Consider the following 12561-nt stretch of genomic DNA (forward strand, 5'->3'; position numbering starts at 1 on the left):
CTTATGAAGTATCACACGTTAAAGGACACTGCATTATTTTTTAAAAAAGCTTAAATAGAAACTCTTCATTCGAAAGTGTAATCCGATCGTCATGCATGATTTTTACTTTTTCATTCTTGGCAAGCCTAATATCATTCACAAAGCTTCCGTTAGTCGAGCGGTTATCCTTTAAAAAGTACTCGCCATTTTCCGTCAGGATATGGGCATGTACACGACCAACTGTTTTATTGGAGGAGGTGTAATCAACATTCTTTGGATCGCGACCAAGTTTAAAGACATCCTTAACAATCATAATTTTCTCTTGCCCGGCAAGTGTGAGTAAAAAGGCACTAGGTGCTTCAACCCCTAATGCGGTAGTCCCTACATCCGCTACTCCAAGGACCGTTGTTCCTTCATCCTGATGATAATTAATGTCAACCGCTATTCCCTTTCCATTACTTGGCATGATGTTTATTTGTGTCCCGGCAATCGTGGCCGCCGCTTTGAAGTTAGCTTCTTTTTCTCCGAGTTCTGTTCTTGTCACCCGTTTGTACTGAATTTCGTCCTCAATTTCAAGCTTTTGGCCGGTTTGTTTATTCCGTTTTACACTTTTTTGGTTGGATGCCATGACCTTATTTTGATCTTCAAGAAGAATTTCAGCATTGCCCGGGCTGTAAAGACCAACACTTTTTCTTGCTGGTTCTGTAGAAAAACTTTTTCTTTTGACTACTTCCGTGATATTTTGCAATGAGATTGGCTCCACCAAATCTTTTCCCAATTCTTCGATCATTCCCTTTAAATCTAGCAGATCAACCTCTTCTGCCCGAACAAGATAATTATGAATTTTAATAAAGAAACTCAAATCATCCTCCTCATCATAAGGCGCCATCCACAATAAGCTCAATAAAAACTCCTTAACCGTGCCGGTTTCATAGCGGTTATTTTTAATCGGCAAATAGAAAAATAACGGTCTGCCTGATAACGGGTCAATATAAATATACCTTTTATCGGCAATAATATTGCCCAGCTGCAGGCCGATTTTTTTTGAATGAAGAAGGGTTTCTACTATATGTAAAAGAAACTTGTGTAACCGTTCCTTCGAGAATCCTTTAAAGAATAATGGTTTAATATTTTCCCATGAAGACAAATCATACCGAAAAAAAACATCTTTCTCTTTTTCGATGACAACCATAGACAACAAACCGAAGACTTGACTATTTTCCAACAAGCCAATTTCGCTCCTTGCCACTTCCATATCGCTGGTCACCTGATAAAATAAATATTCACGGCAATTATCCAAATTAAAATCAATTTGTTTGATCAAGGCTGTCCGACCCCTTTTTTAAATTACATTGTCTTAGAAGCGCTTACGAATTAAGCAATTCACGCTTTCAGATAATCCTTCTTCCTTAAACTGGCTTGCATTAATCTGACCTTGTATAAATTATTGTTTATCTCCCTTTTATCTGGGAGTTTTGCAGCTTGAGCTTACTGTATGTGTTGAATCATATTGATTTCCACAATTACGGCAAAATACTACTCCAGGAACAGCGGAGGACTCGTATTTATTAATGTAGTCTTGCAGTGCGAGATAATCAATAAATCGGTTAGCAACTTTTTGCTGGTCTGTAAGTTTGCATTCAATTAAAGCAGATCTGCATTAATCCAATCCTGCTAAATTTTTTAAAACTCTGCCGGATCCTCACTTCCACAAAAGGAGACAATCAACCCATTATTAGTATCAATGACAACACCATAAAATCCTGATTAACCAAGTCCATTTTTAACAAACGTATGAACAATTTTCCAGTTAGATGCATTGAAGTGATTGATTTTATCATCATCTTTTAGAATTTCCGAAACATATAGTTGCTCTTCCTCTTTCCAAAAGGCCCTATTTTGCTTATTATTGTTCCTATTTTTATAAGCGATGTCGGTAGCAAATTTTAAGTCCTGGTCAGTTAAAGCATTATTTTGAACCGCCGTCAAAATTACTCACCATCCCCGTCTGCCTTTTGATAATTAAAACCATTGGAATCAACAACTGCTTCAATTTCATCTACGACGTTATAATCCCTGAAAAAAGAACTAGAAAGCTCTGGCAGGCTTTTGAACTCTTTCACAGATTCCTCGAACTCATCAGCAGCGATGACACAGATGCCCACTTGGTAAACCGTTTTTAACCCGGCCTCATAAACCTCTCTTAACGCGGATTCAAATTGCTCCGGTGTTAAAATCAGGTGATTCCTTTACAATCATGTGGCAGAAAAATATTCAGGTTTGTAAGCTGCCACATAATCTTCCAATGAAATTTCCAGGTTTGTCTCTGAAGAACTGGAAGTTTCATTATTCATGATAAAGGTGAACGTTTCACTTTCAATACCCTTTGCGGCGGGGTCTTCTTTTATAATTTGATTTAATTGGTCGCTGATGAGACGCAGGATAAAACTGTCAGCCAATAATCCTCCGTCTTTATCCATCACAGCACTAAATATTGCATTCTTATTTACAGCAGGGTGTAAATAGGATGTCACCGTATCATTACCTGCTGTTCCATAGCGGCCTCCAATATGGGTCGCTGTAAATTCTTGATTATATTTTTCTTTTAATAATTTTTCGACATCTGCTGCTGATCTATCGCACTACAGCCAATCAGGCTGAAAATTGATAGCGTCATTACGATCACACTTACTTTTTTCGAAAATTTCTTAAGCATAATCTTATCCCATCTTTCATACCGCCAAACAGGATTATCTATTTTACTCATAGAGTTGTTTCAAGAATGAGACTAAAGACGACGGATGACCATCGTCTTTAGATTTCATATTTATTTAAACGCGTCAGATAAATTAGTATTGGCAGTTTCTGTTTCGAAATAGCACTGTTCAACATTGGTTCTTAGAAAGTTTACATAGTTATCTAGAATATCGTGATAGGTTTGGAAGTACTTTGCTGCAAATCTATCATAGGCAGAAATGGTTGCCATAGACGATTCACCTTCCCACGTATTTGAAAGATTTTTTATTGTATTTAGGCTTGTTTACTAACTCTTGAGAAAGTCTTGTATTTAAACCCTCAATCGTTATTTCCATAAAAAGTACAACAATTAATTACCATTTTATATTAAATTTACGGTAGGTTCATGATATAAAATACCTAGCTATCCTTTTTTTTACAGTCACAAAGCACATACAAAAATAGTACAATTAGGCTGGATATTTTTACATTTTTTAACAACCGCTTAGCTATTATGTGCAATATTCTGAAGATTTTACATAATGGATCCACACCGAAAACTGAATAATCCCCGTCCTTGACAGAAAATGATTCACTTCGGGGCAGGAAAATAAAGATATTGCTTTGAAGGTTTTTATGAGTTTATTGTTGAATTATTAGATCGTATGTAACAAAATGAATAGAAACTGACTGCGGAAAAAAGGAGACAAATAGAAATTCAGGGGCATACCATTTCTGATTTTAAAATTTTAATTTCTAATCTATTAAAAGCTCGTTTTCCATATTTGTATATTTCTACATGGGAAGAAGAGAGGGCGGTAATGGTGATTCAATCCGTTGTCACAAATGAAGCCTAATCAAAACAACCCGTAAATTTTTTACATAGAGTATAACCAATGGAATGTCGGAAAATGGACAAAAAGGGAAGGAAGAAACGAAGTTTCCCTTCAAGGCACTCGAGTTTATTGAACACTACAATGAACCAGCCACCTTTATTCTTAAAGACTTTCATGTATACTTTGGTGCAAATGGACGGCACGCGGATCACCAGCTAATAAGGAAAGTCCGGGACCTTTTGCCTTTATGAAGAAAAGCCTGCACTCGAAAAATGTTATCTTTGTAAGCCCTTGCCTCGTAATGCCAAATGACCTGCAAAAAGATATGACGATTGTCGATTTTTCCCTTCCTTCTTTTTCCGAATTCAAGTACGTTTTAGATGAAATGATCTATGCTAACCAAAGAAGCGGTCATTAATCTTCAACAGGAAGAAAAAGAACGACTGGCGAAAGCCGCTTTAGGAAAGAAAATATACGGAAAGCCATCCAAACCGCAGAAGCCATCTCCCCGTCAATCCTTTGCTAAAAGCATTAGAAAATCATAAAAATTGGTGTATGGAAATAAACAATAGATAAGGCCTTCTCCATAAGCAGAAGGCCTATTTTTTTACCTTTTTCAGAAAAAAAAGTATACAAAAAAGAACAGCTGGCTCAGCTGTCCTTTTTCGTGCCTGGCAACGTCCTACTCTCACAGGGACAAAGTCCCAACTACCATCGGCGCTGAGAAGCTTAACTTCCGTGTTCGGTATGGGAACGGGTGTGACCTTCTCGCCATTATTGCCAGACTATTTTTGCTTGAGGTTTCATTCCCTCAAAACTAGATAATGCAGAAGAAGTGTTGTAAAAACGAGTTCGCTTTAAAACTTGGTTAAGTCCTCGATCGATTAGTATCAGTCAGCTCCACATGTCGCCATGCTTCCACCTCTGACCTATCAACCTGATCATCTTTCAGGGATCTTACTAGCTTGACGCTATGGGAAATCTCATCTTGAGGGGGGCTTCATGCTTAGATGCTTTCAGCACTTATCCCGTCCGCACATAGCTACCCAGCGATGCCTTTGGCAAGACAACTGGTACACCAGCGGTGCGTCCATCCCGGTCCTCTCGTACTAAGGACAGCTCCTCTCAAATTTCCTGCGCCCACGACGGATAGGGACCGAACTGTCTCACGACGTTCTGAACCCAGCTCGCGTACCGCTTTAATGGGCGAACAGCCCAACCCTTGGGACCGACTACAGCCCCAGGATGCGATGAGCCGACATCGAGGTGCCAAACCTCCCCGTCGATGTGGACTCTTGGGGGAGATAAGCCTGTTATCCCCGGGGTAGCTTTTATCCGTTGAGCGATGGCCCTTCCATGCGGAACCACCGGATCACTAAGCCCGACTTTCGTCCCTGCTCGACTTGTAGGTCTCGCAGTCAAGCTCCCTTGTGCCTTTACACTCTACGAATGATTTCCAACCATTCTGAGGGAACCTTTGGGCGCCTCCGTTACTCTTTAGGAGGCGACCGCCCCAGTCAAACTGCCCACCTGACACTGTCTCCCACCCCGATTAGGGGTGCGGGTTAGAATTTCAATACAGCCAGGGTAGTATCCCACCGACGCCTCCACCGAAGCTAGCGCTCCGGTTTCTACGGCTCCTACCTATCCTGTACAAGCTGTACCAAAATTCAATATCAGGCTACAGTAAAGCTCCACGGGGTCTTTCCGTCCTGTCGCGGGTAACCTGCATCTTCACAGGTACTATAATTTCACCGAGTCTCTCGTTGAGACAGTGCCCAGATCGTTACGCCTTTCGTGCGGGTCGGAACTTACCCGACAAGGAATTTCGCTACCTTAGGACCGTTATAGTTACGGCCGCCGTTTACTGGGGCTTCGATTCAGAGCTTCGCTTGCGCTAACCCCTCCTCTTAACCTTCCAGCACCGGGCAGGCGTCAGCCCCTATACTTCGCCTTGCGGCTTCGCAGAGACCTGTGTTTTTGCTAAACAGTCGCCTGGGCCTATTCACTGCGGCTCTTCGAGGCTATGAACCCCAAAGAGCACCCCTTCTCCCGAAGTTACGGGGTCATTTTGCCGAGTTCCTTAACGAGAGTTCTCTCGCTCACCTTAGGATTCTCTCCTCGCCTACCTGTGTCGGTTTGCGGTACGGGCACCTTTTATCTCGCTAGAGGCTTTTCTTGGCAGTGTGGAATCAGGAACTTCGGTACTATATTTCCCTCGCTGTCACAGCTCAGCCTTTATGGTAAGCGGATTTTCCTACTTACCAGCCTAACTGCTTAGACGCGCATATCCAACAGCGCGCTTACCCTATCCTCCTGCGTCCCCCCATCACTCAAACGATAAAGAGGTGGTACAGGAATATCAACCTGTTGTCCATCGCCTACGCCTTTCGGCCTCGGCTTAGGTCCCGACTAACCCTGAGCGGACGAGCCTTCCTCAGGAAACCTTAGGCATACGGTGGATGAGATTCTCACTCATCTTTCGCTACTCATACCGGCATTCTCACTTCTAAGCGCTCCACCAGTCCTTACGGTCTAGCTTCAACGCCCTTAGAACGCTCTCCTACCACTGACACCTACGGTGTCAATCCACAGCTTCGGTGATACGTTTAGCCCCGGTACATTTTCGGCGCAGAGTCACTCGACCAGTGAGCTATTACGCACTCTTTAAATGGTGGCTGCTTCTAAGCCAACATCCTGGTTGTCTAAGCAACTCCACATCCTTTTCCACTTAACGTATACTTTGGGACCTTAGCTGGTGGTCTGGGCTGTTTCCCTTTTGACTACGGATCTTATCACTCGCAGTCTGACTCCCACGGATAAGTCTTTGGCATTCGGAGTTTGTCTGAATTCGGTAACCCGATGAGGGCCCCTAGTCCAAACAGTGCTCTACCTCCAAGACTCTAACTACGTGAGGCTAGCCCTAAAGCTATTTCGGAGAGAACCAGCTATCTCCAAGTTCGATTGGAATTTCTCCGCTACCCACACCTCATCCCCGCACTTTTCAACGTGCGTGGGTTCGGGCCTCCATCCAGTGTTACCTGGACTTCACCCTGGACATGGGTAGATCACCTGGTTTCGGGTCTACGACCACATACTCATTCGCCCTATTCAGACTCGCTTTCGCTGCGGCTCCGTCTCTTCAACTTAACCTTGCATGTAATCGTAACTCGCCGGTTCATTCTACAAAAGGCACGCTATCACCCATAAACGGGCTCTAACTACTTGTAGGCACACGGTTTCAGGAACTATTTCACTCCCCTTCCGGGGTGCTTTTCACCTTTCCCTCACGGTACTGGTTCACTATCGGTCACTAGGGAGTATTTAGCCTTGGGAGATGGTCCTCCCTGCTTCCGACCGGATTTCACGTGTCCGGCCGTACTCAGGATCCACTCAGGAGGGAACGAAGTTTCAACTACAGGGCTTTTACCTTCTATGACGGACCTTTCCAGGTCGCTTCATTTACCCCGTTCCTTTGTAACTCCATGTAGAGTGTCCTACAACCCCAAGAGGCAAGCCTCTTGGTTTGGGCTATGTCCCGTTTCGCTCGCCGCTACTCAGGGAATCGCGTTTGCTTTCTCTTCCTCCGGGTACTTAGATGTTTCAGTTCCCCGGGTATGCCTTCAATACCCTATGTATTCAGGTAAAGATACTGTTCCATTACGAACAGTGGGTTCCCCCATTCGGAAATCTCCGGATCAAAGCTTACTTACAGCTCCCCGAAGCATATCGGTGTTAGTCCCGTCCTTCATCGGCTCCTAGTGCCAAGGCATTCACCGTGCGCCCTTTCTAACTTAACCTAAAAGGTTTATTTCTCTATTAAAAATAGAGAGAAAACTAAAATGGCGATTACTCGATGTTTACTTTGCTTCTTCTTACGATTATCTAGTTTTCAAAGAACGATTAAAAAAAGCTTTGAGAGAAATTGCTCCCTCAAAACTAAACAAACAGAAAACAATCAAACAAACTTATTTTGTCTGGCTCATATGTCCAGCTTATATCCTTAGAAAGGAGGTGATCCAGCCGCACCTTCCGATACGGCTACCTTGTTACGACTTCACCCCAATCATCTGTCCCACCTTAGGCGGCTGGCTCCTTACGGTTACCCCACCGACTTCGGGTGTTACAAACTCTCGTGGTGTGACGGGCGGTGTGTACAAGGCCCGGGAACGTATTCACCGCGGCATGCTGATCCGCGATTACTAGCGATTCCGGCTTCATGTAGGCGAGTTGCAGCCTACAATCCGAACTGAGAATGGTTTTATGGGATTGGCTTAACCTTGCGGTTTCGCAGCCCTTTGTACCATCCATTGTAGCACGTGTGTAGCCCAGGTCATAAGGGGCATGATGATTTGACGTCATCCCCACCTTCCTCCGGTTTGTCACCGGCAGTCACCTTAGAGTGCCCAACTGAATGCTGGCAACTAAGATCAAGGGTTGCGCTCGTTGCGGGACTTAACCCAACATCTCACGACACGAGCTGACGACAACCATGCACCACCTGTCACTCTGTCCCCCGAAGGGGAACGTCCTATCTCTAGGATTGTCAGAGGATGTCAAGACCTGGTAAGGTTCTTCGCGTTGCTTCGAATTAAACCACATGCTCCACCGCTTGTGCGGGCCCCCGTCAATTCCTTTGAGTTTCAGCCTTGCGGCCGTACTCCCCAGGCGGAGTGCTTAATGCGTTAGCTGCAGCACTAAAGGGCGGAAACCCTCTAACACTTAGCACTCATCGTTTACGGCGTGGACTACCAGGGTATCTAATCCTGTTTGCTCCCCACGCTTTCGCGCCTCAGCGTCAGTTACAGACCAGAAAGCCGCCTTCGCCACTGGTGTTCCTCCACATCTCTACGCATTTCACCGCTACACGTGGAATTCCGCTTTCCTCTTCTGCACTCAAGTCCCCCAGTTTCCAATGACCCTCCACGGTTGAGCCGTGGGCTTTCACATCAGACTTAAAGGACCGCCTGCGCGCGCTTTACGCCCAATAATTCCGGACAACGCTTGCCACCTACGTATTACCGCGGCTGCTGGCACGTAGTTAGCCGTGGCTTTCTGGTTAGGTACCGTCAAGGTACCGGCAGTTACTCCGGTACTTGTTCTTCCCTAACAACAGAGCTTTACGACCCGAAGGCCTTCATCGCTCACGCGGCGTTGCTCCATCAGACTTTCGTCCATTGTGGAAGATTCCCTACTGCTGCCTCCCGTAGGAGTCTGGGCCGTGTCTCAGTCCCAGTGTGGCCGATCACCCTCTCAGGTCGGCTACGCATCGTCGCCTTGGTGAGCCGTTACCTCACCAACTAGCTAATGCGCCGCGGGCCCATCTGTAAGTGTCAGCCGAAACCGACTTTCAGCTTTTCCTCATGTGAGGAAAAGGATTATCCGGTATTAGCTCCGGTTTCCCGAAGTTATCCCAGTCTTACAGGCAGGTTGCCCACGTGTTACTCACCCGTCCGCCGCTAACCAACAGGAGCAAGCTCCTATTGATTCGCTCGACTTGCATGTATTAGGCACGCCGCCAGCGTTCGTCCTGAGCCAGGATCAAACTCTCCAAGAAAGTTGATTAGCTCATAAAATAAAACGTTGGCTTAGTTTCGATAAGAAACTAATATTATTGTTTGTTGACGTTTTTGTTTGTTTAGTTTTCAAAGAACAATTAATGATATAACTTTTACATCTTATCATTTTTCATTTTCGCTGTCAACAACTTTTTTAAGATTAACAGTTGTTTTTTAATGACAACTTTTATATTTTACCAACATCTATTTGCATTGTCAACAACTTTTTTAAGATTAACAGTTGTTTTTTAATGACAACTTTCATAGTTTACCAACATCTATTTGCATTGTCAACAAAAAAATTACCTTTAAACAAAAAGAATAATAGTTTCTGTAGCAACTTTCATATCTTATCACCGTTATGTTGAAAAGTCTACTCTAAAATTAGAAAATCGGGCTGAATTTTAAACGAATATTTCATTCTTAAACAATATACCGGTTTGTTTAAATGCTTTAAAGCAGTATAATCTAAGGAAGACTATTTGAAAAATTTAAATAAATGGAGGGCAGAATATATTGGTATCATTTATATTAGTTGTTTTGGTATTATTTCTGATCCCTGGTCCAGCCGTTCTGTTAACCATCTCGCAAACAGCACAAGGAGGAAGAAAAGCTGGTGTCATCACTGGTGTTGGGATTGCTGTTGGTGATTTAATCCATACGGTTGCAGCCGTTCTCGGGCTCTCTGCAGTTTTAATGACTTCGGCTCTAGCTTTTGAGATGGTAAAATATTTAGGCGCTGCCTATCTAATTTTTCTAGGGATTAAATCACTTTTGGAAAAATCGAAAGAAAATAAAAAGCAAGCCGCAAAAAAGAACACTGCGGCCGTGTCGTTTCGCCAGGCATTATTAATCGAATTACTGAACCCAAAAACAGCTCTTTTTTTCTTAGCCTTCCTTCCGCAATTTATCCGTAGTAACGGAACCCCTGTCGTTTACCAGTTATTAATTCTTGGACTAACGTTTGTATTTATGAGTATTTTGTACACAACTCTTATTGCATTTTTGACTAGTTCTATAGGTGAAAAATTATTTTCTAAAAAGAATAGAAGATTTACACGATGGCAAGGCAAGGTTGTTGGCTCGATCTATATTGGCTTGGGGCTGCAACTAGTGCTTCAAAATCAAAGGTAAAAAAAAGAGCATGAAAGCTCTTTTTTTCATTTCCTAATGATTAGCGACCCCTACATAATGAAATCCTAAACTCTCCAATATCCCCTTATCAAGTATATTTCTTCCATCAAAAATATAGGGTTGATTCATAAGTAGTTTCAGTCTTTCCCAATCAAGATTTTTATATTCATCCCAATCTGTGCAAATGACGAGTGCATCTGCATCGGCAACCGTTTCTTCAATCACAGGAAATTGGTCAGAGTGCCCGGCCATTTTTACGATCGGATCGTGTACTTTAACCTTCGCTTGTTCCACTTTTAATCTATCGATCAAATTAAGGCTCGGTGATTCCCTTGTGTCATCAGTATTCGCTTTAAATGCTAATCCGAGTACAGCTATTATTTTATTTTTTAAATCACCACCAAAGGCCTGCTTCATTTTATCAATAAAATATCGCGGTTGTCCTTCATTCACCTGAACAACACTCTCTAAAATGGAAAGGGGTTTGCCATTTTCCTTTGCTATTTGGATTAGCGCGTTCACATCCTTTGGAAAACAGGAACCGCCATAGCCCATTCCAGCTTTTAAAAAATGCGGTCCAATCCGGTGGTCGAGACCAACTCCTTTGGAAACATCCTTCACATTAATCTTAAGGTCATCACAAACCCGTGCTAATTCGTTAATGTAGGAAATTTTCATCGCAAGAAAGGAATTAGCGGCATACTTGATCATTTCGGAGGCTTTCGGGTTGGTTTCAATGATAGGGCATGGAAAATTCTGATACAATTCCTTCATTAATTTACTTGCTGTTTCGCTCGTTGTGCCGATGACAATTCGATCGGGATTAAGGGCATCATGAAGTGCGGACCCCTCCCTTAGGAACTCAGGATTAGAGACGACATCAAAGGGGATCTGCTCATCTTGACTTTCCTTGATCCATTTTGTCACTAAATTAGCTGTCCCCACCGGTACCGTACTTTTGGTGACAATTACTTTATATCGGTTCATATATATGCTTATTGACTCAGCTACACTTTTTACATAGGTAAGGTCAGCACTTCCATCGTCACACTGTGGTGTACCGACACAAATGAAAATAAGATCATTCTCTTCGATGGCCCTTTTAGAATTTTTTGTAAACATTATATTTTGGGCTGTAACATGCTTACTTAACAAATCCTCTAGTCCAGGCTCATAGAAATGAAGTTTACCTGCTTGTAAAGCTTTGATTTTATGATCATCAAGATCTAACCCCGTAACCTGATGACCCATTTCACAAAATATAAGGCCTGTCGTCGTCCCGACGTAACCTGTTCCGACGATTAATATTTTCACGTTGTTTTTCCCCCTTTATTACCTATAGAGAAGTATCAGCGTTGTAAAGCTGATGTTTTGGCTTATTACCTTTATCTCAACGTCATGGCTTGTTTTAATTTATTCCTAAACGTATGCAGTGGAATGTTGTCCAACAGAAAAGGGCGCTTAACGGGGATGTGTCCAAAGGGGCGGGAACGGTTTAGATCGCATTCTTACCAATAAGATTTTTTGTAACCATAATAGCCGAAATATGGGCACTTCGGGCACAATAAAATTTTTTGCGACCAAAATAGAAGAAATATGAGCGTATCGGGCACAATAAAAAAGGCACCTATTAAAGGTACCTCTCCACGTTAGATCCAGCCTTTTTTTTCGGCGATGCTGGCGGCTTCGGTTCGATTTTTGGCATCGAGCTTGTGGATGATTTCGGAGATGTAGTTGCGGACGGTGCCGGATGATAGATAGAGCTCGGATGTAATTTCTTTTGTTGTTTTTCCTAAGGCTGCTAATCTTAAAATCTCTTGTTCTTTTGGGGTCAATGGATTTTCTTCACGAATCACGTCGAAGGTCAGCTCCGGACTGAATACCCTTTTTCCCGCCATCACCTTGCGAATGGCATCGGCAAGCTCATCAATCTCCCCATCCTTCAACAAGTAGCCGTGAACGCCGATTTTTACCGCACGTTCAAAATATCCAGGGCGCGCAAAGGTAGTTAAGATAATGACCTTACTGGGTGACAAGCGCCTTGTGAGTTCGTCAGCCACTTCGAGTCCATTTAAAACAGGCATTTCAATATCCATCAAGCAGACATCCGGCTCGAGTTCTAAGATTGCCGCGAGCGCTTCTTCCCCGTTCAGCGCCTGGCCAATCACCTTCATGTCCGCCTCCAAATCTAACAGTGAACCGAGCGCTCCCAATAACATTCGTTGATCTTCGGAAATAAACAAGCGAATCATACAGAAGCCCCCCTTTTATAAATAAATTAGTTTGCATGAACTTTAATAACTGGATAACTTCAGCGA

At 43.2% G+C, this 12561-nt stretch carries 9 protein-coding genes and 3 rRNA genes; 2 read left to right on the forward strand and 10 right to left on the reverse strand.

Features of this window, described 5'->3' with window-relative positions; genetic code table 11:
* Window positions 1-40: 40 nt before the first annotated feature.
* The 5 genes from QNH20_RS23165 to QNH20_RS23185 all read right to left on the reverse strand — a co-directional run bounded on the left by QNH20_RS23165 (window position 41) and on the right by QNH20_RS23185 (window position 2965).
* Entirely contained in the window at window positions 41-1303 is a 1263-nt protein-coding gene (locus tag QNH20_RS23165; RefSeq protein WP_283920288.1) for a DUF6382 and FHA domain-containing protein, read from the reverse strand.
* A gap of 443 nt (window positions 1304-1746) precedes the next feature.
* Complete coding sequence (locus tag QNH20_RS23170) at window positions 1747-1968, reverse strand: hypothetical protein (protein ID WP_283920289.1); 222 nt, start codon at window positions 1966-1968, stop codon at window positions 1747-1749.
* 2 nt (window positions 1969-1970) lie between these two features.
* Window positions 1971-2102: a hypothetical protein gene (locus QNH20_RS23175; protein ID WP_283920290.1), complete on the reverse strand. Its 132-nt coding sequence runs from the start codon at window positions 2100-2102 to the stop codon at window positions 1971-1973.
* Window positions 2103-2234: 132 nt separating this feature from the next.
* Window positions 2235-2513, reverse strand: a complete 279-nt coding sequence (locus tag QNH20_RS23180) for a hypothetical protein (RefSeq protein WP_283920291.1) — start codon at window positions 2511-2513, stop codon at window positions 2235-2237.
* A 293-nt stretch (window positions 2514-2806) separates the two neighbouring features.
* On the reverse strand, window positions 2807-2965 hold the full coding sequence (locus tag QNH20_RS23185) for a hypothetical protein (protein WP_283920292.1): 159 nt from the start codon (window positions 2963-2965) through the stop codon (window positions 2807-2809).
* Window positions 2966-3943: 978 nt separating this feature from the next.
* Between QNH20_RS23185 and QNH20_RS23190 the strand changes: the two genes are divergently transcribed.
* Window positions 3944-4096: a hypothetical protein gene (locus QNH20_RS23190; protein WP_283920293.1), complete on the forward strand. Its 153-nt coding sequence runs from the start codon at window positions 3944-3946 to the stop codon at window positions 4094-4096.
* A 124-nt stretch (window positions 4097-4220) separates the two neighbouring features.
* Here QNH20_RS23190 and rrf read toward each other — a convergent pair.
* From rrf to QNH20_RS23205, 3 genes are all read right to left on the reverse strand, one after another.
* Window positions 4221-4336, reverse strand: a 5S ribosomal RNA gene (gene rrf, locus QNH20_RS23195).
* A 79-nt stretch (window positions 4337-4415) separates the two neighbouring features.
* Window positions 4416-7351: ribosomal RNA gene (locus QNH20_RS23200) — 23S ribosomal RNA — on the reverse strand.
* A 207-nt stretch (window positions 7352-7558) separates the two neighbouring features.
* Window positions 7559-9108, reverse strand: a 16S ribosomal RNA gene (locus tag QNH20_RS23205).
* Together the 16S, 23S and 5S rRNA genes form the textbook arrangement of a ribosomal RNA operon.
* A gap of 517 nt (window positions 9109-9625) precedes the next feature.
* On the opposite strand from QNH20_RS23205, the gene QNH20_RS23210 reads away from it, so the two are divergent.
* The gene (locus QNH20_RS23210; RefSeq protein WP_283920294.1) at window positions 9626-10243 is read left to right on the forward strand and encodes a LysE family translocator; all 618 of its coding nucleotides are present in this window, start codon (window positions 9626-9628) and stop codon (window positions 10241-10243) included.
* Window positions 10244-10276: 33 nt separating this feature from the next.
* On the opposite strand, the gene QNH20_RS23215 is transcribed toward QNH20_RS23210, so the two are convergent.
* Window positions 10277-11557: a UDP-glucose dehydrogenase family protein gene (locus QNH20_RS23215; RefSeq protein WP_283920295.1), complete on the reverse strand. Its 1281-nt coding sequence runs from the start codon at window positions 11555-11557 to the stop codon at window positions 10277-10279.
* A 335-nt stretch (window positions 11558-11892) separates the two neighbouring features.
* On the reverse strand, window positions 11893-12495 hold the full coding sequence (locus tag QNH20_RS23220) for a response regulator transcription factor (protein WP_283920296.1): 603 nt from the start codon (window positions 12493-12495) through the stop codon (window positions 11893-11895).
* Window positions 12496-12561 lie beyond the last annotated feature (66 nt).

Origin of the sequence: Neobacillus sp. WH10, assembly GCF_030123405.1 — a bacterium.
GTDB lineage: Bacteria > Bacillota > Bacilli > Bacillales > Cytobacillaceae > Neobacillus.

Bases quoted from the DNA above. Each gene is read 5' to 3' on its own strand.
- QNH20_RS23185 (WP_283920292.1), bottom strand. From the start codon at position 2,965: ATGGCAACCATTTCTGCCTATGATAGATTTGCAGCAAAGTACTTCCAA.
- QNH20_RS23190 (WP_283920293.1), top strand. From the start codon at position 3,944: ATGCTAACCAAAGAAGCGGTCATTAATCTTCAACAGGAAGAAAAAGAA.
- QNH20_RS23220 (WP_283920296.1), bottom strand. From the start codon at position 12,495: ATGATTCGCTTGTTTATTTCCGAAGATCAACGAATGTTATTGGGAGCG.